This is a genomic window from Paenibacillus sp. MABNR03 (assembly GCF_050455445.1).
Classification (GTDB): Bacteria; Bacillota; Bacilli; order Paenibacillales; family Paenibacillaceae; genus Paenibacillus; species Paenibacillus xylanilyticus.
Genome location: NZ_JBCIYR010000001.1, coordinates 1828675 through 1852937 on the forward strand (window position 1 = coordinate 1828675; position 24263 = coordinate 1852937).

The window sequence follows — 24263 nt, forward strand, 5'->3', positions numbered from 1 at the left end:
ATAATAGCGACTATGAATAGAACTATACGCTTCCTTCGATATATCATTAAAAAAGTGTCACTACAGATTTGTAATAGGTTCATTTTTTTCAGAGTGTAATAAGATATCATTTACTGATTGCTCTGGTGTCTGCTCCGAGCTGTCCAGCCAAAACCCGATTTTAGGTGTTTCCTTCATGAACTCTAAATACAAATTTTCCACCGTAAAGCCAGTATAACCGACCTTGCCTCTTAATTTTTCACGTTCTTTCACCACTTCTACATTTGGACACAGCACAACGACCTGTACCGGGTAATCCTTTAATTGCTCCATCATATAGATTAACTCCGCTCCATAGTAATTATCCTGCAAAACAACAGAAAATCCGCTGTCATAATAGGTCTTTGCAGCATTTACGGCTAATCGATACCGCAAATGTAATTGACGGATTGCTTCTTCGGAAGGTTCAGCGGACATGTCTTCACGGCCGGATACGATCATGCGACGGAACACATCCCCTCGCAGATGAACACTTTTCCCCAGCTTGGAAGCCAGCAGCTCCGCCACCGTTGACTTTCCGGAAGCCATAACGCCTGTGATTAAGTAAATTACTTCTTCCATAACAGATTGCCTCCCTCCTTACTTGTATCTTCACCAGTGACTGCTAAATATCCGACTAACTGTCCATCATGTTCTGCAACTAGGACCCTTGAATTCAATTCCTTGTTGTCATTATACATCTTATGGAATGAAGCTCCCCCTAAAGTTACATAAAAACTGCCTTATAGACCAACACTTCATTTGTTCGTGATCTCTTCAATTTCATTTTGAACAAGAAGAACTACAATCACTTTTTTTATCGGCAGCCTGTACTTGAGGGCGATTCACCATGCATACGCCAGTCTCAGGTAGCTCCAGCTCTACTTTTACAGCTGCCTCCAGATCACCCGCGAGAAAAGCAACCACCGATCGAACCTGCTCATATCCGGTAGCCATTAAAAAGGTAGGAGCACGCCCATAACTTTTCATGCCTACAATGTAAAAACCTTGTTCCATGTGACGCAGCTCTTTCTCTCCGTGGGGGCGAACGGTACCGCAACTGTGAACATTGGGATCAATTAACGGAGCAAGGGTTTCCACACTTTCTGTAGTCTGGTCAATGCTGAGTCGCAACTCTCTCAGGAATGAAAAATCAGGTCTGCTTCCCGCATTCACGATAATCTCATCAACTTGTGCTATCTCACGAATTACGCCATGCTGCTCTCCAACTAGGGTAACCCGTTTTCCTTCCCGCTTTAACTCCTGAATATGAAATGGCGTAACCACGTTGACCTTTCCAGAATCAACAAGTTCATGAATTCGTCTTCCCAGTTCACCTCTAGCTTGCAGTTGATCATTCGATTCTCCACCGTAGGCTTCCTCCACCCGGTCTCTTCTCATAATCCAGGTCAGTTTTATACCGGAATTCAATTCTTGCAGTCTGGCTAAATCAAGTAACGTATTCAAGGCAGAATGCCCGCCCCCTACGACAGCAATATGTTTATTCGTGTAGCGCTCTTTATCCCCCCCTAATACATCCGGAATGCCATAATATATTTGATCATGAAGAGCTTTCTCCCCAGGAGTCCATAGGCCGCTGGAAAGTACAGGGTTAGCATGCCCCCACGTTCCTGAAGCATCGATCACAGCTCTGGCCTCATACCGCTTGGACTTTCCTTCCTGTTCAACGTAGATCATAAAGGGTTGTTTTTCGCGGCCTGCTGTTTTCATTTTGTCTGTATTTTTGCGACTAATCCCGACAACATGTGTATTTAAATGAAGAACAGTCTGAATCTCCGGAAGTTTTGCAAGCGGGAGTAAATACAAATCACGCAGCTCTTGACCCGTCGGTAATTCGTCTGGCGATGGAGCAATCCACCCCTTCTGGGTTAACAATCGTACAGCCGCTTTATCCACGTTATACTGCCAAGGTGAGAACAAACGGACATGGCCCCATTTCGAAAGGTTTTCGCCTACTTTAGTTCCCGACTCAAGAATGATAAATGATTGTCCTGCTTCGATCAGATGAGCTGCTGCTGCCAGACCAATAGGTCCGGCACCAATAATTACTACAGGTAAATGATGTAACTCTCCTTGGTTTACAGACTCCCGAAGGGAAAGCCGCTTATCCTTCAAAATGGGAGTACAGCAGGACTCGACTTGTTTGAATTCAATGTTTTTCATTTCAAAAGACCTCCATTAGTCGGTTGGATATTTATTTGCAAATTGCAAGTATTTAAGAAATGTTGAGGGGTAATGCAGTTCATCACCCCAATGGCGTACAACACATTTTCGATTTTAACATGCTCTCATTAAGCAGTTTAACAGATTGAATGACGATTTCCTTTTCAGTATCCGTCATGAAAGAAAAAACCTCTTCCAGATGACTATTCATCCGATGATCAATGGACGTTGCTACAAATTTCCCCTCTAAGGTCAAACTGAGGATGTATACTCTCCGATCATCAGGGAGGGGTGTTTTTCGAACAAGATTCTTTTTAACCAACGTCTGAATTTGACGACTAAATGTGGTAATATCCATCCCAAGCGATTCGGCTATTTGTTGCATGGACGGCTCATGTTGATGATCAATCTCATAAAGGATATGGCTCTGAATCAGAGAGATTTCCTGCTCTCCAACCGTGCAACAGTTTTTATCCAGCAAGCCGAAACGACGAACCATAATTTGTAATAACTCTCTTGGACTTTGGTTATCTGACAACATCTTCACCTCTTGAAAATCATTATACATATTTATTTGTATATTGCAACTATTTATCGAAATCTATAATTCTCTCTACTATAACACAATTCAGCCATTGCCCATCTAATTGCCCATGTTTTTCATAAATACCTACTTCCCGAAATCCACATCTGTTACAGAGAGTCCTGCTTGCTATATTAAAGTCAAAAATACGTGAGATTAGCTTCCAGTAACCCAGATTCTCACATTCGAGTATTAATGCTTCAAGCAACCTGCGACCCACGCCCTCACCTCGTGAGTGACGCTCTATGTATACGGAGAACTCACCAACTCCATCATAACATTTTCGTGCCCGGTAAGCCGAAACGGAAGCAAACCCCAGTACTTGATGATTAGATTCTGCGACTAAAATGGGGTGGCGCTGACCTTGATTCAATATCCATTGTTCTCGATCCTCCACACTCCGTGGTTCTGTCTCAAACGTTGCATTTCGCTCTTCTAAAGCCTGGTTGAAAATAGACGCCAGAGCATATGCATCCTCTACCGTTGCTCTTCGAATCTGCATCTGTCTCCCCTCCTCTCTTCATTCCAGTGATTTCATTCTTGCACTGGCATGTATTCACTTATTATATTTATTTATTTGTAAATTACAAGTATTACTCTTAAATAAACTGTTCGTTTCATTTCAACTTAACCTAGTGTATAAGTCTTTTATATCCCCAGGGTCCGACCTTTTTTCTTATGAATTCATTTCATACTTCTTGCTTTCTAGATGGATAGTGATTACGAGAGGTTTGGCTGAGCTTAGCGTGGGAAATATTGATAATAATCCACATCGAAAGGATGAATTACACGATGAATTCAACCTCAGATCACCAAGAAGCGATCAAGAAAATTCAGGAATTGATCAAAGACATCGACGTTGCGATGCTAACAACGGTATCAGAAGAAGGGCTCGTTTCACGCCCCATGAAAACCCAGGATGTCGAGTTCGACAGCAACCTGTGGTTCCTGACCAAGAAAGATACCAGCAAATTTCATGAACTGCTTCGCAATCAGCAAGTCAACGTGGCATATGTGGGTAAGTCTTTCCTCTCCATCCGCGGTGAAGCCGAACTCGTGGAAAGTTCCGAGAAGATAAAAGAATTCTGGAGTCCGGCCTACGAGAAAGTGCTGGAAACCACATATGACGATCCGAATCTCGTTCTCATTAAGGTCACAGCCGAAACTGCCGAGTATTGGGATTCCGGTAACAAGTTCAAAATGGCCAAGTTCTTGTTTCGTAGGCTGCTCGGCAAAAATACAGAGGGAACGGATATCAATCAGATCGTTGAATTAAATTAGATTCGTTGAGAAATCCTGTCTTCGAGATAAATGCCCATCATGTTATAGGTGATGGGCATTTTTAAATCAATCGTTATAAGTAATTCATTACGGTGTGTTACATAAACCCGCAAAAACCTCCAAGGTTGCTTCAATATCTTACGGAAGACGCCGCTATTGGATTTCCCTCACCTATTCTCTTATCATGATCGAATTAGAAATCGAAGCATATTCTCATAGTTCTGACCTATGAACTTATCCATAATCCCTATTTCCTCTTCTTATTTCTCTCCTGTAAAATATTGAAAAAAAACAAGGAGAATAAACACATGAACTCTTCAGTAAAGCACTTATTTGATAAAGTTGCCCAAGACTATGATATGCAGCGAAAGCAGCTTATCCCTTGTTTTAATGATTTTTACGGAATCGCTCTGGACCTTATGGAAAGCTCCAAGGATTCCCCCCATATTCTTGATCTCGGTGCCGGAACGGGACTTCTCTCTGGAATGGTATTGCAGAAATATCCTAACGCACGGTTAACGTTAATGGACATTAGTGAAAAAATGCTTGAAATGGCACGCCGAAGATTTGCTGATACAGATCAAGTGCAGTATGTGGTTGGAGATTATACCAAGCGTGCATTTACCAGTTCATATGATATGATCATTTCTTCTCTCTCAATTCATCATCTGACCCACGCTGACAAGAAGAATGTGTTTGGCACTGTATACAAAATGCTTGAACCCGGTGGACTCTTCATCAACGCAGATCAGGTTCAGGGAAGGACTCCAAAGACAGACGCTTATTACCGCGAACGCTGGCTGGATGCCATTCATGAGAGCGGATTGTCAGATGAAGCCATCTCGGATTCTATCCAACGTCGAAAAGTTGATATCAATGCCAAGTTGGAGGATCAGCTGCTGTGGTTGGAGGAAGCTGGTTTTAGCGTGGCGGATTGTATGTATAAATATTTGGATTTCGCCGTGTTTTACGCTCAAAAAGAGAAATAGTCAGATCGCGTATATATCCGGAGTCAGTATTTACGTCATCCTTCGGTGGCGAAATGCCGGTCGAATAGGTTCTCGATATAAAGGTAGGCCAATTTCATGATCCTTCGAATTATGCTTCCCACGCTTTATACGACGAGCAGATAGATTCACTAACTATTTGGCTTATACAAAAAGTCGCCAAAATAGCGACTCTTAGCTTGTTACATTACCTCCGGTTTTTCCTATGAGCCGATTCTCTGGGCCAGCTGCTTTTATGGCATGAAAGGGTAATTGTTCTAAACGTTAGTTGATAGTCATGATTTCTCCGAATGTAGATTAAATCCCTTAAAGATGAGCCAGAGCGGAAGCATTATTTCAAATATGGCCCCTGGAATATACAGAACGGTTCCGCTGTCATGACCAGCGATCGCCAGACAACTGCTAGTTAACAACCCGGCATATCCGATGAAGCCGATTATGGACAAAAATCGCGGAACCAACCTAGAGTGGTAGAGGACATAACAAAACAACAAGCTACCTAAGCTCAGTATGAACATAGCCAGTTCAAAAAGCGTAAAGTGTGCATCTACGATTGTCTGTGCCATCGTTTGGAAGTGAAAATGACCTGAAGCTTCCGCCGCTGAATAATCTTCGCTTAACCCGAGAAGGAGAATCGGACACACTAAACTGATGATTAAAATCACTGACTCGATCACCCTGGAAGCGAAGTATCCTAGTGCAAATGCCTCGTTATGTTTTTTTAAGATAGGATGCAGTAGCATCGCAATTCCCACCACCGCTATGGCGTTGATCAACTCCAACAGCAATCCCACGACTACGTTTGTTCGTTCCAAATGTAAACCCGTGAGAAAATCCGGGTTTTGTAGAACGGGATTCAGGATCCCACTCCCTAACAAGTAGGCCACCGTTGACACCAGAAAAAGTATCCCTACCACCCTTGCAATCCTATTGTTCATGCTTATCTCCCCTTCGCTCATGTTATAAAAATTATAGCTAAGGGGCGCATTGTGCTGATAGACACTTTAGTGTGGTTTATGGGTGTTCGGGAGTAAGCCCAACTCATGTGCACGCACGATCGCTTCGGTACGTCTTTGCACTTGCAGTTTCTCAAAAATCCTGCGATTGTGTCCTTTGACCGTGTCCACAGCCAAGAAGAGTTTTGCACCGATGTCCCGATTGGAAAGTCCCTTGGCGATGAGCGCCAGCACCTCAAGTTCACGCGCACTGAGCGACTCAATCAGGTTGCCCTTCACATCAGGGTGAGAAATCGTCCTTATACGCTCCAGACCAGCTTGCGCTTCACGAAGAGCAGGAAGCGGCAGATTACCGGATAGCCGAAGAGCCTCTTCGTAACATTCCCCCGCCAAACGGGGCTCATTTTCTTTTTCTTGTATTTGCCCCAGTCCAATAAGTGACATGATCGCCATCAGTTTGTGGCCCATCATGTGACTATAGGAAATGACTTCATGATAGGCCGCTCGAGCTTTCGCATAATCTCCCCGCCGCTGGCTGGCGACGCCCAGCATCCATGCTGCAGACGTCCGAACAGAGAGGTTATCCTGACGGAGATATTCTAACGCTCGGCTTGACTGGGCAACAACTTGTTCTATCTCGCAGCATGCATTCACCGAAGCATCCTTTCCTGGGGCAATAAGCTTGATAAGGTCGTCGCTCTTATCGTCTTGCTCCGTCATTAGCATGAACCCTTCGGCCGCCTGTAATTTTTGATTCGTCACTCTGGGCTTTACGGCCATCATTAACGAAGCCACGGCAGCCCGAGTTGCAGCAATCAGCCCGATCAAGTCTCTAACACGAACGTCCTGTTCGACGCCCTCCAGCGCTGTCTCCGCCGCTCGAAGCTTTGTTTCGACATGCGTCGGCTTACCCGTTATCAGTAATACTGAACCATACATTACCCACAACGCAGGTCTGGCGTCCAGTTCCGCCGCAGGCATCGACTCCAACCATTTCAGCGAAATATCTGCTGCGCCGCGAAGATGCAGCGGCATCCCATTGCCTTCAATCAGTCGAGCGGCGCGTTCTATATCAGCTGATTCTACGGCATGACGAAATGCTTCAATCTGGATCCCTTGGTTTTCATACCAGTCACTTGCCCGCTTATGCAGTTCTGCGATACCGCTTCTATCGAGACTATCCTCTAACCGTCTTTGCAAAGATTCGGCAAACAAGTGATGGTAGCGATACCACCGTCGTTCATGGTCCAAGGGAATGACGAACAGGTTCTGCCGCTCAAGATCAATTATCCGCTGCTTACCTGACATGGCGGGATCGGGCAGAATAGCATCGCATAAAGAACCGCATAAGCGGCCCAGGATAGAAGTCCGTACCAAAAAGGTCTGAATGGCTTCCGGTTGGCGCTGCAGGACCTCTTCTACCAAATAATCCAGAACAAAATGATGGCTGCCAGCGATTGATTGAACGAACCGATCGTTCCCATAATCGCCCTGTATGGAGAGGGCGGCCAACTGTAAACCGGCAATCCATCCTTCGGTACGTGATGCCAACGCTTTTATTTTGTCCTTCGACAGATTAAGTCCCATGACTTCGTTTAGAAATGCCTCAACTTCAGTGGAAGTAAATTTTAGGTCTGCTTCGCGTAACTCTGTCAACTGGTCTTGTACTCGTAACCTGGCCAATGGAATAACCGGGTCCTCGCGAGTGATGATCACCAGGTGGATTTGTGCAGGATGATTAAGCAGAAAGAAAATGGCTTCGTCTATGGGCTTCGATTTCGCTATGTGATAATCGTCAAGGACTAGTATGAAAGGAGCCATGGCAGCGGCTTCCCTTAGAAGCGCCTCCATAACTGTCTCCATGGGCGGCGGTTCAGGAGATTGAAGCACAGCGAGCACGCCTTCCCCGATTTTCTCCGTAATTGTGTGCAGGGAGGCGATCAAACAGGTTAAAAAGCGGGTAAGCTCGTTGTCTCCTTCCTCAAGGGACAGCCATGCGGCAGGCCTCCCGCAATCGGTGAGCCATTCGCTAACCAATGTCGTTTTACCATATCCGGCGGGCGCGGAGATTAGGGTCAGTTTATGATGCAAACCATAATGAAGCTTATCGATCAATCGTTGACGAAGAATTGTACTTGGCCGACAAGGCGGTATATTAAATTTGGTGGATACGATGGAGGTAGACATAATCATATCTTACCACCAGAATTTCCCACCATCAATGAATGGAATTTCCAATGTATAGTGCAGATAATATCACTCATATGCAGGAATAAGTGAATGAAAATCACCTGCAGCTTTCGCGAAGTACAAGCTGGGGCTCCACCATAATGGCTTGCCCCGATGCGCCTTTTTCGATCAAGTCTATCAGCATCTGCCCTGCTAATCTGCCAATCCCTTTTTTATCCTGCCTAACTGTCGTTAACTTGGGTGTGGTGAATCGACAAGCTTCAATATCATCACAGCCAATAACCGCAATGCGATTCGGAACAAGCATGCCTCGTTCTTTGATAGCTTCTATGGCTCCAAATGCCATAAAGTCCGAACAAGCAAAGACCAATTCCGGCAGATCTCCTCCGTCCAAAATCTGGTTCATGGAGTCGTATCCGCTTTGATCAAAATAATCTCCGTAAACGATCCATTCTTCCCTGCACTCCAGATTATAAAGATGTAGAGCCTTTCGAAAGCCGCTTTCTCTCTGTTGAGTTATAAAGGAGCATTCGTTTCCGCCTATAAAAGCAATTTTACGTATCCCATTTAAATGAGCATGGCTGACCACTTTCTCCGCGATCATATAATTATCTGTCATGATATAGCTCGATGTTGTACCTGAGAGGATCATGTCTACACCTACGACCGGAATGTGACTCTCATCTATCTGGCGGCTCCCTTCGTCAGTCTCATCACCTGACATAATCAGGCATCCGTCAATATTGTAGTGGTGACACCTTTCTAAATAATCCCTATCCTTCGAGAAAAAAACAAAGTCATAACCCATTTCACTAATAAAATCCTTAAAATTATTCAATATAAGACTGAAAAATGGATGCGTAAAGCCCACGTTAAATTGACCACCAATAATAACCCCAATCAACTTGGAACGATTCGTAGCCAGTGTTTTGGCTGAAAACGTTGGAACATAACCCGTATCCTGAATGATTTTTTTCACTCTTTGACGCGTCCGATCACTTATGTTACCCGTATTATTCATTATTTTGGATACTGTTGCAGCCGAGACCCCTGCCAGTTTCGCGATATCACGAATGGTATGTTTTTTATCCATTATTTAATCCCCGTAAAGTTAAAGCCTTGAACGATATATTTTTGGAAGCAGACATACACAATGAGAACAGGAATAACCATAAATGTGGCACCTGCCATCTGCAGAGCAAAATCGGTTGAATATTGTCCTTTTAGCAGCGACATGCCTACGGATAACGTAAACAAAGCATCATCATTGGCAACAATCAGCGGCCATAGGAAACTGTTCCAAGCACCAATAAAGGTAAATATGGCCTGCACAGCTAGAATGGGCTTCGACATCGTTAGCACCAACTGACCAAAAATACGAAACTCTCCCGCCCCATCCAGTCTACCGGCTTCAAGGAGTTCATCTGGAATGGTGCTCATAAACTGGCGTACCAAAAATATATTGAATGCGGATGCAAGTCCTGGTAGAACAATACCCGCCATCGTATTCGTCAAATTCATTTCGCTGATGATAATATACATAGGTATGATTTTGACCTGTCCGGGAATCATCATGGTTGCCAGTACAATCATAAACAATATGCGGTTGCCTCGGAACCGGAACTTGGAGAATGCATATCCTGCCATCGTATCAAGGAGGAGACCCAACATGGAAAAGAGAACAATGATCATCGTATTCATAAGGTAAACATCAAAATCAAGTCGTTGAAAGAGATTTATGTAGCTTTGAAAGCTGAACGTTTCAGGAAATAATGTCGGCGGAATGGCTAATGCTTCCCTTTCCGTCTTGAATGAGTTCAATATCATCCATAAAAAAGGGAAAGCCATCACCATGCTTCCTATGGATAAAAGAACTGCCGAAATGGAAACCTCCCATTGTTTTTTCATACTTCTTCACCTCAGCTGTCTTTATTCTTCTCTTCTTAGTTTAAACTGTATCATCGTAACGACGATAATGACGGCAAACAAGACCGTAGATGCTGCTGCGGCGTATCCGAATTTACTGTATTGGAAGCCTTCCTGATAAATGAACAAAGCCATTGAAATTGTACCGTTCAGAGGCCCGCCCCCGGTCATAACAAAAGGCTCTTCAAAGAATTGCAGCCATCCAATGAGTTTGGTAACCACGACAAAGAAAATGGCATAGCGGATGGACGGCAGCGTAATATGCCACAAGCGCTGCCAGCGATTGGCACCATCTATTTCGGCTGCTTCATAGTACATCTCGGGAATAGATTTAAGAGCCGCTAGAAAAATAATCATATTGACCCCAAGTCCTTGCCATACGGCCAGGATGAGCAAAGAAATCTTAGCTACAAAAGGCTTCTCTAACCAAGGTATAGAATCTGTTCCTGCGAGGGACAACAAATAATTAAATAAACCATACTGCTGATTGTAGAGATAACTCCAAATTACAGCTATAGCTACGATATTAGTTATCGTGGGTAAGTAATAAATGGTTCGAAAAGCAGAGAAGAATGCATTGCTCCCATAATTAAGAAGCAGTGCTACGACAAGCGATAACAGAACGACCACAGGTACGCCAATACATACATAGAACATTGTATTTAACATTGAAACGATGAAGACTTTGTCATTAAACAGCTCGATGAAGTTATCGATGCCTATAAAATGGATCTTCGACCAATTCGCCAGACCAACAAGGTCCATATCCGTGAAGCTGATGAATGTGGATACGATAATTGGAACAATTGAAAAAATGGCCAAAAGAAGAATGGCTGGAGCAACGAACAGATACGGAATCATTTTTGTTCTGAACCGATACATCTTTTCCCCCTCATAAAATGAACTGGGCAGATGGTAAACGCTTCAATCACCCCTGCCCAGTACGGATTCATTAATCAGACAAAATTTTCCGGACTTCCTCTTGGTAACTTTCCAGAGACTTGTCGATATCCTCCCCGCCACGAATCACTTGTTCAAGCGTTTTAAGCAATTCGGATGCGATAAATTCATATTCCGCAATCACCGGGAACGGTTGAGTTGAGTTCAGTTGTTCTCCAAATACTTTCATGAAAGGGTCATTAGCGAACATTGGATCTTCCCAAGCACTTTTCGTAGTTGGTAACGTAGATGCTGCTTTGTACCATTCCACCTGAGTCTCCGGATCAGTCATGTAGTTAATGAACGTAAGCGCTTCGTCCACTTTATCCGTACCTTCAAATACCGTAAAATGAGAACCGCCAGCCATCGATGTATTCTGTTCTGCCTTAGGCATTACTCGCACATTCCATTTCCCTTCAATATCGGCAGCCTGTTCTTTGATGGTGTTGACCATGTAGGGGCCGCTGATAAACATTGGATATGTACCATCGCTAAACCCTTGAACCGTTTCTTTACCGGCTTCCAGTTGAGACAAGCCTTCTGCAAAGAATGTACTGTAAAGCTCCATTGCTTCCTTAAATTTTGGATCTTTAAAGTTATCTGCTCCCTTCTCCGTGTCGTAGACCCAGCCATGTTCCCAAGCCATCATCATCGGGATATGGTGACTGCCTTTGTCGATATCAAATCCGAAATTCCCTTCCCCCCGTGCTGTCAACTTTTTTGCCGCATCAAGCATGTCATCCCAGGTTTCCGGACCGTTGGGATACCCTACCTCAGCAAGTAAATCTGAACGATAGAACAATATGCGAGTATCAATGATGTATGGAATTGCATACGTTTTTTCATCATAGATGGTCGTGGCCGTAGCGCTTTCAAAGAAGTTGTCAGGATTAAGATTTGGATATTTGTCTAAATGTTCAGTGAGGTCAAGAAAAGCTCCGGCTTCAGCAAATTCTGCTACCCAAGTATTCCCTACTTGTAATACATCAGGGCCTTTGCCTGCTGCAACTGCCGTAAGCAGCTTATCATGCGCATCTCCCCACGGAATTGCGAGTACATCAACCTTCATGTTGTGTTCCTCTTCAAACCCTTTTACGAACGCTTGCATTTGTTTTCCTTCCGAGCCCATCGCCCACACTTGAATGGTATGATCTGCCCCCGCCTGAGACGAACAACCAGATAAAGCCATCGCAAAAACTGTAGAAAGTGCGAGTATGCCACTTTTCAGCCTTCTTTTCATCAACGCTTCAAACCCCTCTCACCCTGCACATTTTAGTTAGGTAACCGGTTTCCTAAAACGAAGTATAAAAGAATTTAATTAATGAATGATAAACCAGGTGTAAAATAATAGTAAACTATTCCTTCAACTTACTATTTTTCTAATCATCAGTTTAAGTTCCAGCTGATTCTGACCTGCCCCCGGTTTTCATCGTTTCTCCAAAATCCATTCTTCTTTAGAATTTCTTCAGATTTATACCCAGTGAATCCTAAGTTCTGTTCGTTATTATTCTCGTAGAATCAATTGTTTGTAGGAAACAACGATATTGGAGGAACATTCCATTGAAACTTAATGAGAACATCTTATTTTTACGCAGCTTTATTCACTGTCCGAAAAGAGTGGGAAGCATCATTCCAAGCTCTCGGTTTCTGGCAAAAAAAATGGTTGAGCAAGCTCCATGGCATGAGATGAGTGCCGTTGCAGAACTCGGTTCGGGTACGGGTGCCATCACCCATTCTATTCACGAACATATATGTGAATCAGCCAAGGTTGTATTGTTTGAAATGAATGATACAATGAGGAACGATTTACAGCTAAAGTATCCAGAGTATGCCTGCTACCCGGACGCAGCTAACCTTGTTAATATATTGAAGCAAGAACATATTCAACAATTAGATTGCATCTTTAGCGGACTTCCCTTTTTTAATTTTGAACGTGAGTTCAGAGATACGTTGGTTGAACAGATCTACAGTGCACTTAAACCTGGGGGATTGTTTATCGCATTTCAATACTCACTTCAGATGAAGAAGCAACTTTCCGAGAAATTTATGATCGAAAAGATTGATTTCGTACCGTGGAACGTCCCTCCCGCTTTCGTTTACGTCTGTCGAAAAAAGGAAATCAATAGGATGGAAACACTATAGTTCAAACTATGGATGTATAATAAACATGCAAAAAATGAAGGAGCGTCATAATGAATACTGTTCTTGTTGTAGATGATGAATCGGAGATTCGAGATATCATTCATGTCTATTTACGTAATGAAGGGTACCAGGTCATTGAGGCCGCCGACGGTGAAGAAGCACTTAAAGCCATTCAAACATCATCCATTCAGCTGGTAATCCTGGATATCATGATGCCTAAAATGGATGGAATCAAGACCTGCCTCAAAATAAGGGAAATATCAAACACTCCCATCATCATGTTGTCAGCCAAGGAAGAAGATATTGATAAAATTACCGGTCTGACCACTGGGGCTGACGACTATATGATCAAACCGTTTAACCCGCTCGAATTGCTTGCTCGTGTGAAGGCTCAGCTGCGGCGTCAATCCTTACTGGGCAAGGAAGAATTCAGTTCCCTAATGATTATCAAGGATCTGCTTATTGATGAAAGCAAACATCTGGTGAGGCTGAAAGGAAGAGACATTTCGTTGACGCCTCTGGAGTTTTCCATCCTCGTGCTGCTTGCCAGCCGCCCTGGACAAGTTTTCAGTTCACAACAGATTTACGAAAATGTCTGGAAAGAGCCTTATGGGTATTCGGATAATACGGTTATGGTTCACATTCGGAATTTACGGGAGAAAATAGAGGAATTCCCAAGGGATCCTCAGTACATTAAGACCGTGTGGGGAGTTGGCTACAAAATTGACTGAAGCTGCAGATCGACCAAAGCAAAAAAAGAAAATTCAGGTCAACATATTAATCAGGATGTTATTAAGTTTAATTATGGCTACAGTCATAAACAATTTATGTATCATGCTTTTTCTCAAAATAAGCACGGTTATGGAGTGGTTTTGGTTTCGCGATTTTTTTCCTTACATCCTTACTCCCTTATTTACTGTAGCCTTTGTATTGATTTTTTTGATTTTGACACGTCAGATGGTTCGAGACTTAATTACACTGGAAGAAGGACTGCAAACGATTGCCGAAGGGAATTTGAAATATCGGGTACCTGTTGTAAGGCAGGATGAACTCGGGCGGGTCGCTCATAACATTAATCGAATGACAGAACGTTTAGAGCAGCAGCTTTCAAAGGAACGAGAGATTGAAAAGTCCAAAATGGACATGATCACAGGAATTTCACATGACTTACGCACACCTCTAACAAGTATTATTGGATACATCGAGCTCTTAAAATCCAATTCATTTCAAAACGAAGATGAATACAACAGGTTTGTCCAAAACACCTATAACAAAGCATTTCATTTGAAGAAATTGCTTGATGACTTGTTTGAATACACACGTCTTACTTCAATGGACGCTCATATCCATTTAAAAAGAATCGACATTGTACAGCTATTAAAACAAATAACATTTGAATTTGAGCCCATTGCACAAGAACAGGGGATTCAAATCGTAAAAGAAATCGCTGATTTACCAATGATTACGTCCGTAGACAGTGACAAAATGGCCAGAGCCATCGATAACCTTCTCATGAATGCTCTAAAATATTCCCTGAAACCAGGAACGATCAGCATTCGATTGAACTCGAGTCACAATCAAATTGTAATTGAGGTCGAAAATAAAGGGATCCCTCTTACGAAAGATCAACAGGATCAACTCTTTGATCGTTTTTATAAGGTGGATCACTCCAGAAGCAACGAGGGCATTCAAGCAGGGGCTGGGCTAGGTTTGGCCATCACAAAGAACATCATCGAATTACATCATGGTTCCATATCGCTCAAACATACCGATAATATATTTATCTTTCAGTTAACTCTGCCTTCGGAAGTTACCAGTGATTAAACTCCTTCCATTCGTTCCGAAGAATCCCTCATACACAAAACCCGCCGCAGATTATCACAATCTCAGTGCTATCTTCGGCGGGTTTTTGTTGTCCGGTTAGGAATTTGACGAATCACCAAAGGAGAATATCCGATATGTATTCTTCCCCTCCGCTTTAGCAAGATAGAGCGCTGCATCTGCTTTTTGAAGCAGTTCTTTTACGGTATCGTCTTTTTCATAAAAGGCAATGCCAATGCTTGAAGTCGTATTGAGCTCCTGCCCACCTAAATGCCAAGGCTGCTGCAGCGCTTCTAAGATATTTTCAGCCGCAATACTGGCTTCTGAAGTGTCTTTAATTCGAGGGAGTACAAAGACGAATTCGTCACCACCCATTCTGGCCAAAATCTCGTGTTCCTGAAGACAAGCTCCTGCTCTCTTCACAAATTGGCGAAGCAGTTCATCGCCTGCATCATGTCCTAATGTATCATTAATCTGCTTAAAATTGTCCAAATCTGCAAACATGACAGCTAGCTGTCCAACATCTGTTTCAAGTAAAGCATCATTTAACATTTTATTTAGACATCTTCGGTTAGGTGCCCCAGTCAGGGCATCATGATAACTCAATTGCTCCAGTTGTACCTGATACTTTTTCCGCTCTGTTATCTCTCTTCCGACAAGCATCATATTTCTAAAATCACCGTTCTCATCGAACATCGGCGTTCCTTTCAACTCTAGCCATACCGGATAACCCTGCTCATGCTGCCGCTGTATCTCGTAGGTAAAGGGCTTTTGCAATAGCAGCATACTCATAAAAACGGAGCGGAATTTCTCATCCATTTCTTCATTCGGTTGATAGAATACCCATTTGCCTATATATTCTTTGGGATCAAACCCAAGCACCATTTTGTGAGAAGGAGAAGCGTATTCCACAATACCGTCCAGATTAATCAGTTGGATCAGGTCGAGGGAGTTATCTGCTAGCAATCGATAGCGCTCTTCGCTTTCTTTCAATGCCTTGAGAAGCAACTTATGCTCAGTAATGTTTTTAGCCACTCCAAAAACACCATTCACCTTTCCCTCATAAAACAAGGGAACTTGCTTAATTTGCAAATACACTATATCTCCGTTGTTATGATGGGCTTCGGCAACATATTGACAGGATGCCCCCTTTAAAACCTCAGAAAAATACTGGCTTATCAACTCAAGCTGATGCGGACAAAATAGTTCTTTGTATAAAGAACCCATAATATCTTCTTTCTTATACCCTAAGCATTCCGTGACCCCTTCATTTACTTCTACGATCTTTCCTTCGTTGGAAACAATGAAGATCGCATCCGGATTGTAATTAATGATCGATCTAAATGCTTCAATGGACTGCTCACTTAAAAATTCTCTCATACTTCTCGTCCAATCCTCCACCCGGATAGCTGTAATTAGTTAGAGTACCTTTCACATTACTTTAGCAAATTTTGTCTTCGTTTTACATTGACAAAATCAACCAATTACATTAATTCACGTTTACTAAGATCCCTAAAAAAACCGCTAAATGCATAGCGGCTTATGAATACGTTTATGTGAAAGTCGAATCAGAAACTGTGGTTATTATTCAAGTCTGTACCGGATGGAACCTGATGCTGTTGCTTTGCATAAAACATCATCAGGGGAATACTGATCGCAAACGCTCCTGCTACGAGCAGGAATGGAATTCTTGGGTCAATTCCATAAGCCCAGCCTCCAATAATACCAGAAGGTGAAATAACGATCAGGATCAATACTTGAAGCAGAGCAAATATCTTGGCACGATTCTCATCGTCGATCGCATTCGCGACTGCGGTCTCCAAATAGGGATAGGTCATCATCGTTCCAATTGCAGCGATGATCGTGCTCACACTTAGTATGATCAGGTCACCTTTTGGAGCAATGACGAGAATGACATTGGACAGAACGGAAATGACGAATCCCCACACCATGGTACGATTCACTTGCGACTCGTTGATCCGAGGCATAATCCAGCGCATAAACATTAACATGATCACAGAGGAGAACGCTGGAAAAACAGAGATCAGTCCGCTCCCAAGCTGTAAGTATTCGACCATAAATATGGAGACGTATGTCGTCTTCACCGTTGTCTGAAAGTTAAACAGGATATAGACGCCAAATATGATCAGCAGCAATGGGCTGCGAAGCATCACTTTCATTACGGACAAGTAGTCAGACATTCCCTCTTTGATGCTCATTGACTTGGTTTCCTTCATTTTACGATAACCGATATCCGTCTCTTTCGTTGCATAATGGCGTCCGATAAACTGAATCGTCATCATAATACAGGCGAGCACAAACATGATTCGAACCCCGGGTACGAGAGAAAAATGGTAAACCAGCAATCCACCGAGTGGTGCAAACAATCCCCCCACTACACTAATGAGCTGCAGTAAAGTAAATACGTATGTTCTTTCTTTCGGAGCCGTGTCCTCAACCAGCAGACAATAAAACGCGGTGTGTGGCACCTTCTGAAACCCGTTTACAATGGCCGCGAATACGAAAAACCAGAAATTTTGAGAAATAGCCCATAACAGTGTAGCGACGCTCCAGCTGAGCACATCAAAATAGAGCAAAGCGCGCTTTCTCCCCATCCGGTCTGTAAGGTATCCGCTAAGAAAGGAAGAGAGCACCTGTACAAGCAATCCGATGGAAGTAATCCAGCCGATTCCTGTTTCCGTTACCCCTAGCTGATACATGAAAATGGAGCTGTAGGTGACATACATGCTGTAAGGAATCAGAAACAGCGGTTCGTAGATGAGACAGCCCTTGGCGTTGCCGGTTAATTGCCGAAAAGAATTGGAAGCCATATATTCCTCCCTCATTATGTACTTAATTAATCGTATTATATATTCTATCTCAGCATTTGTAATGATTGGAACGAACTAAATTATCTCACGTTTCGGAATGAAGCAGATGACAACATAAAAACCGCCAGCGAATGCTGGCGGACATTATTAAGCTAGATATTAAACTAAGAAAGCTTTGGAGATGATGACCAACAAAATAAAGAGTACCAGAATTGCTCCGATGGATGTGAAACCACCATATCCTCCACCAATTCCTCCTACATTGCCATTGCCATATCCAACTTCACTCATGTTTCTTCCCCCTCTTCTGTGGTATGTGTTAGATTATGCAGAAATTGTTCAATTGACAAGGCGAAAATAAAAAGGGGCTAAACTCCTATTCTTCTTTTCTTATATATTTCCGGAAAACCCTTATTGGAACATCCATTTAAGAAAACATAGAGCCATATTCTCGTCCTTTTTAGCATTTTTACTACAACTTCACTATTCTATCTACTTCTCCTGTTCCTTTATTACCTGCTCTATCCCCAACAGAATCAGCTTCAAACCGAAGTCAAACGCCCCGTCGGTTCCCATCAGCTCAAACATTCCGCCCTTGTACATCCTGCGGAATATTCCCGCTTCCGTCTCACTCATAGAGTCCAGAAGAGGGAGCATTTCCCCTTCCGGAAATACTTCCTGGTCCTTAAGAACAGCGGAGATATTACGCTGATGTTGATAATCATCCAGCACGAAGTAAAAAACATAGTTCACAAGTGTAAGAACCGCTTGTAATTTCTCCTCTTGCTCAAGTGGCGTCGATTCCATGCAGAGTAGCATGCGGTTGGTGAACCGGATCATGTCCGGCTCGTGAGGCAGCGTCATCATCATGAGTTGCGTGGAGCAAGGGTATCGGCGGAGCACACTTCGTACCGTTACCGCAAGTCCCTCCATTTGTTCCTTCCAGTCCCCCTCGGAGTCGAACTCCTCCAGAATCACTTTCGATATCTGGTTGGCTAGGCGCTGGTAAAGAGTCTGTTTGCTCTTAAAGTACCAGTACAGAGAGGGAGCCTGAATCCCCAGCCGATCGGCCAATCGTCTCAAGCTGAATTTCTCAATGCCCTCCTCCCCGAGAAGCTTCCACGAAGTTTCCAAAATCTTATCTTCCGAAATCTGAGGCTGCTGTCTTTTCATTGGTATCCGCCCTTTTATCTAACAGTGTAAGTTTATACTTTACAGGTCCGTGGGTTCATGATAACATCTAACACTGTAAGGTTCAATCTAACACTGTTAGACTGAACCGAAATTAACAAAGAAAGTAGTGAACCACATGGATACAGAAAACCTGCATTACTTTGAAAAAGCACCTATCGCAAAAGCCGTAGCTCATTTCGCTGTACCGATGATGCTAGGCACGTCAATGAGTGTGATCTATTCAATCTTGAATGCCTATTTCCTTGGTACATTAGGCAACACAGCGATGTTAACCGCACTTGCGCTAACTTTGCCGCTATTCGCAGTAATTATGGCGCTAGGCAATCTGATTGGCATGGGTAGCGGTACATTCATCTCTCGTTTGCTAGGAGAGAATAAATATGATGATGTAAAGCATGTATCTTCATTCGCCTTTTACAGCAGTTTAGTTCTCGGTGTTATCGTAATGGCCGCCGGTCTCCCGTTGATTGATCCAATCGTCCATGGCCTAGGGGCAACATCTGAATCCTTCGGTTTTACAAAGGACTATGTCACGATTATGCTCATTGGCTCACCATTCGTCGTATTATTCTTCACCCTGGAGAATATCGTGCGCTCGGAGGGTGCCGCCATCACGTCGATGATCGGTATGATTCTCAGTGTTGTCGTGAATATCATTCTTGATGCGTTAGTCATTTTCGTCTTCCATTGGGGTGTGATGGGTGTTGCATCTGCGACGGTCATTTCTAACTTGGTAGCGAGTGTATTTTACGCCTTTTATATGGGTTATAAGAGCCAGTACTTAACCATCTCCGTAAAATGGTTCAAGGTTAGCAAAGACATTCTGAGCAATGTATTTAAAATTGGAGTACCCGTCTTTATTATGAGTATTTTCTTGGGTGCAATGTCACTGATCGTAAACCTCTTTCTTGCCCAATATGGGGATCAAGCCATAGCGGGGTACGGAATTTCATCACGCTTATTGCAATTTCCAGAGTTTATTTTGATGGGCTTATGCGAGGGAGTCGTACCGTTGATTGCATTTACTTACACAGCGAATAAATTACGCATGAAGCATACCATTGGATTTACGATCAAAGCGATTGTGGCGTTAGCAGTCGCGTTCGGCATCATTGTCTATCTGACTTCCGACCACTTGATTAGTCTATTTACGAATGACCCACAATTAATTGAGATGGGCAGCTACATTCTTCACGTTTCATTCCTGTCCCTCTTCATTTCAGGAATGACCACGTTGTTTACGGGAATCTTCCAAGCAACAGCGCAAGGGACCGCCGCGTTTATTATGTCAGTTATTCAAGGAATTACTTTGATTCCTGTGCTGTATATTGCTAATCAAATGAACGGCTTCCACGGGGTCGTGTGGTCGCTCGTCATTGCAGATGCCGTTGCATTCCTGGTTGGTGCCATTATGATGTATGTTTTGCGGACCAAGTTGCAGCCAGAATTAAGTAATTTAATGCAGTAGAAAACAGATAACCCGCCAGAAGGCAACACGTACGCCGGATTGTTATTATGGCCTTTCCTCATTCATGACCCTTCCGCCCAGTCTTCCTGCTCAGGATGAATGTCATCTTTTATGGTTTGATGTTTTTAATCAAATGAAGTGGGTAATTGTTCATCAATGATTGGTTCTTTTCGGGAGGTTGGATAGATATGTTTATGGATTTAACAATGAAGCTCGTAATTAGCTTTTTCGGACTTTGGGCCATCGCTTTTATCACGGGTAGAAAAACGCTTAGTCAACTTACACCGCTGGACTTCCTGTCTTCGTTAGTATTGAGTGAAATTGTAGGGAATACGCTGTATGACGATCAGGTAAAGGTGTCTCACCTTTTATTTGCATTGGCCGTTTGGACTGCCCTCTCTTATCTTTTTGAGAAAGCAACCACCCGATTTGTGAAATTCGGGTATGTAGCAGAAGGTCGGGTCGCTCTCTTAATTGATAACGGTGAAGTAAATCAGAGTTTGATAAAAAAATATGATATCGAATATAAACAATTGCTCTCCATGCTTCGAAAACAGAATGTTTTTTCGCTCCAGGAAGTCAAACATGCCGTCTTGGAAATAGACGGGTCCCTGTCCGTCCTTCGCAAGCCCGAATATGAACCTCCGACTGCTCAAGATTTGGGATTGGAAACGCAATCCGATTCTTTTTCCATTACAGTGATTGATAAAGGGGAACTTCTGAAAATGTCGATGAGAGGAAAGGAAATTGATACGGAGAAGGTAATGATGGAGATGCAAAAACAGGGCTATCATCATATTAAGGATATAGCGTACGCAGAGTATCGTGAAGATGGAACACTTTATATCATTCCGAGAAAGAAAAAGAACAAACGAATGATAAGCAGAAATGTGACATGAATGATCCTACTCTTCAATAAGGGGATAAATCGATCGATTTATCCCCACAAGAGCTACTTCCTCTACCGTTTAAAAACAATGGAATGAGTATCCCCTTCTAAAGTTAATGTTGAATAATTATTCAGGACAGGAATATCCCCTTCAAATTCAATGGGCAGCACCACATAGCTGGATTGAAAGTAATCCAAGGCGTTCCAGCGATCCGAAAAGTAAAGGTAATCCTGCGCTGATCGCTTCAGCACAAATGCCGGTTGGGTTCGAAACGTAGTTTCATCGCCAAAATCGCTGAGCATTCCCCACGGACCATCCATGGAATTCGCCATCGCGTATTTCCCTTGATTCGGTTCCCAACCCGTACAAAAAGAGGTCAGCATGTAGTACTTTCCGTTTCGCTTGAAAACGGCCGGAGCCTCCCGATACTCCCCCTGCCACAGCTTTCCGACAAGGCTTTCGACATTAAGGTAATCTGCATGCAGCCGATATATGTGAAGATCCGCATTGTCTCTGGCAGCTGAAATGAAATACGCAGTCCCGTCATCATCCTGAAAGAGTGTGCAGTCTCGCGACATATACCCATAAGGATTAAAGCTGCCATGATATACGAAATGGCTATCCGGAGAGTCCGATGTGGCGATCGCGCATGCAGCATCATTATAATTCGTTCCATTCTCATAGTGCACCCATAGAACAAACTTCTTTGTCGCTGGGTTAAAAAGCACTTTAGGTCGCTCCAGGTTCACTTTTCCACCTTTGTCGTTCTTTAATTTCATATTAGTTCGAACACGAATGGGTGCAGTTGGAGTAGAAGTCGTAATGATATGATTTCGAAACTCCCAGTTGAAAAGATCTTTGGAACGGTAACAACTAACATAAATATCGTCTCTGCGGTCTTCACCATACCAATAATAATAATGGTCATGAAATAAAATATGTCCACCATGGGCATGGATCGGCTGACCGCTTGAATCATTCCAAATCTCACCATTGGTTAATCTATTATTCACACAGCTACCTCTCTTCCATTTATATTTGATGTTTGGGAACATCGTTAATCGGTTTCTGTTCCAAATATCTTTACTTCCCACAGCCTTGGGGTGTACCAGTTGTTAGGGTTGTTATGAAGTGTCGCATTTAGCATATTAATTCGTACATATCTGGCAGTACTCGAAAGACTATCCGAGGTGAAGCCGTACGATGTATTATCGGTTCGATCCAATGCTTCGGTCCAGTTCACATTGTCTGTGCTCGTTTCAATTTTATATTTGTAAAATCCTTCGGAGCCTTTTTGCATCCACCAGGAAATTTGCACGTTATTAATTTGTTGAACTGAGCCAAGGTCTACTTTCCACCAATGTGGCCAGGAACTGCCTGTGCCGATCCATTCGGTTTGATAGTTACCATCGTTCGCATAATTCGCCGGGTTAGTTCCGGCAGCCGTTTGCGCAGTGGCTTGTTTGCCTTGCGACAACAGCTTTCCATTCTGAACAGGAACCACGACATCATCGTTCGCATTGTACAAAATTTGATCAAAGTAATCATAGAACGCGTAACCATTGGAGAACCAAACCGGGAGCAGTCGTTCCTCCGTTGTTCCGTTTTGTGTACCTGCCCAGCCAAACATCCAGCGGTAAGCAACCATTACAACCTGATTTCCAGTGTTTGGCTTTATTCGCATGACGGAACCCGATTGTGCCGAAAAGGTAGAAGTGTTGCCGATGGTTCGTAATTCAGACCAAATTCCATCGATACTTGTTGCTGAGGAATACAGAGGGATACTTGGATACCAACCTGCAGCTTGGGAAGAAAACAAATAATAAATGCCATCCTTTTTAATCATCTTAGGCAGTTCCCTGTGCTGATTCTGATAAATAACCGAAACTTGATGATCCACATCAAGCCAATCGGAGGTCAACTTGTACAAAATGGTGTCCGAATTATTATTCGCCGTGGAGATCAAATAAGCTGAATCATCATCATCTTTGAAAATCGAGATGTCCCTGGACTCGTTTCCTTCGGGTCGAAAGCTTTTGTGAAATGTAAAGTTTTCTCCCGGCGTGGCCGAAGCCACCGATACCCTGGCAAGTGTGTAGTCTGTACTATTTTCATAGTGAGCCCAAAAGACAAATTTATTGGAGGGGGCATGGTATAGAATATTGATCCCTTCAAATTTACTATTAGCCAGATCGGGATGATCCGTGTATGAAAGGACCACTTTGTCGTTACCATAGGTGATATCGTCGGTTGACGTCTGTTGAATCATCTGACCAAAACCACCTGATGACTTTTGTTCAAAATTGAACCTGTAGTAGGTATCTCCCACTTTAAGTTCATTTGGGAGTGATAGGGTTGATTTTGTTGTATTATCAAAAGTGGTGAGGTTATCCGGAAGAGTATAAGGGGTATATTCAGGCGAAACGGCGGAGGTTAACAGGGAATTGCCGCCATAAACCCTCACTTGGTAGCTATATGTGCTTCCTATGCTGAGGTCATAATCATCCGTTGTTGTACCGGTTAAGGTCTGCAGCAGAGTATAGGGTCCGTTGTTCTCGGATCTAAACAGTTCATATTCGGTCGCTCCGTTAACAGGTGCCCAATGTATTTTGGCATTGGAAACTTCCGATTCATTCTTTAGCACAAACAGTGTTGCTGCAATATTTGTCTCCTCGCTTGCAGCAGCGTGAGCAGTTTGAGCTGAGGACGATAAATGAAATGCGAACCAACAAAATACAATGATGAGTGCAATTCCTGGTTTACCTTTGATCATGATTCATCATCTCCTTCTTTATCTCCCCTTTAACAGGTCAACCCTCCTTGTTCCCGGAAG

The 24263-nt window shown here is 43.3% G+C and carries 23 protein-coding genes; 7 read left to right on the forward strand and 16 right to left on the reverse strand.

Going from position 1 to position 24263, the window contains the following annotated elements:
- Positions 1-60: 60 nt before the first annotated feature.
- The 4 genes from AAIH57_RS07625 to AAIH57_RS07640 form a co-directional block, all read right to left on the reverse strand.
- A complete protein-coding gene (locus AAIH57_RS07625; RefSeq protein WP_430021154.1) occupies positions 61-600 on the reverse strand; it encodes an AAA family ATPase in 540 nt (179 codons plus the stop codon).
- A gap of 201 nt (positions 601-801) precedes the next feature.
- A complete protein-coding gene (locus AAIH57_RS07630; RefSeq protein ID WP_430021155.1) occupies positions 802-2202 on the reverse strand; it encodes an NAD(P)-binding domain-containing protein in 1401 nt (466 codons plus the stop codon).
- Between the two features lie 82 nt (positions 2203-2284).
- Complete coding sequence (locus AAIH57_RS07635; RefSeq protein WP_430021156.1) at positions 2285-2743, reverse strand: MarR family winged helix-turn-helix transcriptional regulator; 459 nt, start codon at positions 2741-2743, stop codon at positions 2285-2287.
- 46 nt (positions 2744-2789) lie between these two features.
- Complete coding sequence (locus tag AAIH57_RS07640) at positions 2790-3287, reverse strand: arsinothricin resistance N-acetyltransferase ArsN1 family A (protein ID WP_430021157.1); 498 nt, start codon at positions 3285-3287, stop codon at positions 2790-2792.
- A 290-nt stretch (positions 3288-3577) separates the two neighbouring features.
- Between AAIH57_RS07640 and AAIH57_RS07645 the strand changes: the two genes are divergently transcribed.
- Together AAIH57_RS07645 and AAIH57_RS07650 are read left to right on the forward strand one after the other, a co-directional pair.
- The gene (locus AAIH57_RS07645) at positions 3578-4066 is read left to right on the forward strand and encodes a pyridoxamine 5'-phosphate oxidase family protein (protein ID WP_430021158.1); all 489 of its coding nucleotides are present in this window, start codon (positions 3578-3580) and stop codon (positions 4064-4066) included.
- Between the two features lie 308 nt (positions 4067-4374).
- On the forward strand, positions 4375-5055 hold the full coding sequence (locus tag AAIH57_RS07650) for a class I SAM-dependent methyltransferase (RefSeq protein ID WP_430021159.1): 681 nt from the start codon (positions 4375-4377) through the stop codon (positions 5053-5055).
- Positions 5056-5348: 293 nt separating this feature from the next.
- Here AAIH57_RS07650 and AAIH57_RS07655 read toward each other — a convergent pair whose 3' ends face one another.
- The 6 genes from AAIH57_RS07655 to AAIH57_RS07680 all read right to left on the reverse strand — a co-directional run bounded on the left by AAIH57_RS07655 (position 5349) and on the right by AAIH57_RS07680 (position 12324).
- Positions 5349-6011, reverse strand: coding sequence for a DUF4386 domain-containing protein (locus AAIH57_RS07655; protein ID WP_430021160.1), 663 nt, complete (start codon positions 6009-6011; stop codon positions 5349-5351).
- Between the two features lie 66 nt (positions 6012-6077).
- Positions 6078-8222, reverse strand: a complete 2145-nt coding sequence (locus AAIH57_RS07660) for a LuxR C-terminal-related transcriptional regulator (protein ID WP_430021161.1) — start codon at positions 8220-8222, stop codon at positions 6078-6080.
- Positions 8223-8316: 94 nt separating this feature from the next.
- A complete protein-coding gene (locus tag AAIH57_RS07665; RefSeq protein ID WP_430021162.1) occupies positions 8317-9312 on the reverse strand; it encodes a LacI family DNA-binding transcriptional regulator in 996 nt (331 codons plus the stop codon).
- Positions 9312-10127, reverse strand: a complete 816-nt coding sequence (locus AAIH57_RS07670; protein ID WP_413032909.1) for a carbohydrate ABC transporter permease — start codon at positions 10125-10127, stop codon at positions 9312-9314. The genes AAIH57_RS07665 and AAIH57_RS07670 overlap by 1 nt, the downstream gene beginning before the upstream one ends.
- A 21-nt stretch (positions 10128-10148) precedes the next feature.
- Positions 10149-11027: a carbohydrate ABC transporter permease gene (locus AAIH57_RS07675; RefSeq protein ID WP_430021163.1), complete on the reverse strand. Its 879-nt coding sequence runs from the start codon at positions 11025-11027 to the stop codon at positions 10149-10151.
- Positions 11028-11097: 70 nt separating this feature from the next.
- A complete protein-coding gene (locus AAIH57_RS07680) occupies positions 11098-12324 on the reverse strand; it encodes a sugar ABC transporter substrate-binding protein (RefSeq protein WP_430021351.1) in 1227 nt (408 codons plus the stop codon).
- 320 nt (positions 12325-12644) lie between these two features.
- On the opposite strand from AAIH57_RS07680, the gene AAIH57_RS07685 reads away from it, so the two are divergent.
- Genes AAIH57_RS07685 through AAIH57_RS07695 form a run of 3 tightly spaced genes read left to right on the forward strand, consistent with a single transcriptional unit; the run spans position 12645 to position 15050 of the window.
- The gene (locus AAIH57_RS07685) at positions 12645-13226 is read left to right on the forward strand and encodes a class I SAM-dependent methyltransferase (protein ID WP_430021164.1); all 582 of its coding nucleotides are present in this window, start codon (positions 12645-12647) and stop codon (positions 13224-13226) included.
- Between the two features lie 50 nt (positions 13227-13276).
- Positions 13277-13957, forward strand: coding sequence for a response regulator transcription factor (locus AAIH57_RS07690; RefSeq protein WP_175398925.1), 681 nt, complete (start codon positions 13277-13279; stop codon positions 13955-13957).
- 55 nt (positions 13958-14012) lie between these two features.
- On the forward strand, positions 14013-15050 hold the full coding sequence (locus tag AAIH57_RS07695; protein WP_175399160.1) for a sensor histidine kinase: 1038 nt from the start codon (positions 14013-14015) through the stop codon (positions 15048-15050).
- A 96-nt stretch (positions 15051-15146) separates the two neighbouring features.
- On the opposite strand, the gene AAIH57_RS07700 is transcribed toward AAIH57_RS07695, so the two are convergent.
- From AAIH57_RS07700 to AAIH57_RS07715, 4 genes are all read right to left on the reverse strand, one after another.
- A complete protein-coding gene (locus AAIH57_RS07700; RefSeq protein WP_430021165.1) occupies positions 15147-16427 on the reverse strand; it encodes a diguanylate cyclase domain-containing protein in 1281 nt (426 codons plus the stop codon).
- Between the two features lie 188 nt (positions 16428-16615).
- On the reverse strand, positions 16616-17878 hold the full coding sequence (locus tag AAIH57_RS07705) for an MFS transporter (RefSeq protein ID WP_430021166.1): 1263 nt from the start codon (positions 17876-17878) through the stop codon (positions 16616-16618).
- Positions 17879-18037: 159 nt separating this feature from the next.
- A complete protein-coding gene (locus AAIH57_RS07710; RefSeq protein WP_430021167.1) occupies positions 18038-18169 on the reverse strand; it encodes a YjcZ family sporulation protein in 132 nt (43 codons plus the stop codon).
- A gap of 201 nt (positions 18170-18370) precedes the next feature.
- Positions 18371-19051, reverse strand: coding sequence for a TetR/AcrR family transcriptional regulator (locus AAIH57_RS07715; protein WP_175398929.1), 681 nt, complete (start codon positions 19049-19051; stop codon positions 18371-18373).
- A 136-nt stretch (positions 19052-19187) separates the two neighbouring features.
- On the opposite strand from AAIH57_RS07715, the gene AAIH57_RS07720 reads away from it, so the two are divergent.
- Complete coding sequence (locus tag AAIH57_RS07720; protein WP_430021168.1) at positions 19188-20540, forward strand: MATE family efflux transporter; 1353 nt, start codon at positions 19188-19190, stop codon at positions 20538-20540.
- Positions 20541-20728: 188 nt separating this feature from the next.
- Positions 20729-21439: a DUF421 domain-containing protein gene (locus AAIH57_RS07725; protein WP_430021169.1), complete on the forward strand. Its 711-nt coding sequence runs from the start codon at positions 20729-20731 to the stop codon at positions 21437-21439.
- 62 nt (positions 21440-21501) lie between these two features.
- Here the strand turns inward: AAIH57_RS07725 and AAIH57_RS07730 are convergent, their stop codons facing one another.
- Positions 21502-22443, reverse strand: a complete 942-nt coding sequence (locus AAIH57_RS07730) for a family 43 glycosylhydrolase (RefSeq protein WP_430021170.1) — start codon at positions 22441-22443, stop codon at positions 21502-21504.
- A 44-nt stretch (positions 22444-22487) separates the two neighbouring features.
- Positions 22488-24203: a discoidin domain-containing protein gene (locus tag AAIH57_RS07735; RefSeq protein WP_430021171.1), complete on the reverse strand. Its 1716-nt coding sequence runs from the start codon at positions 24201-24203 to the stop codon at positions 22488-22490.
- Positions 24204-24263: the final 60 nt, after the last annotated feature.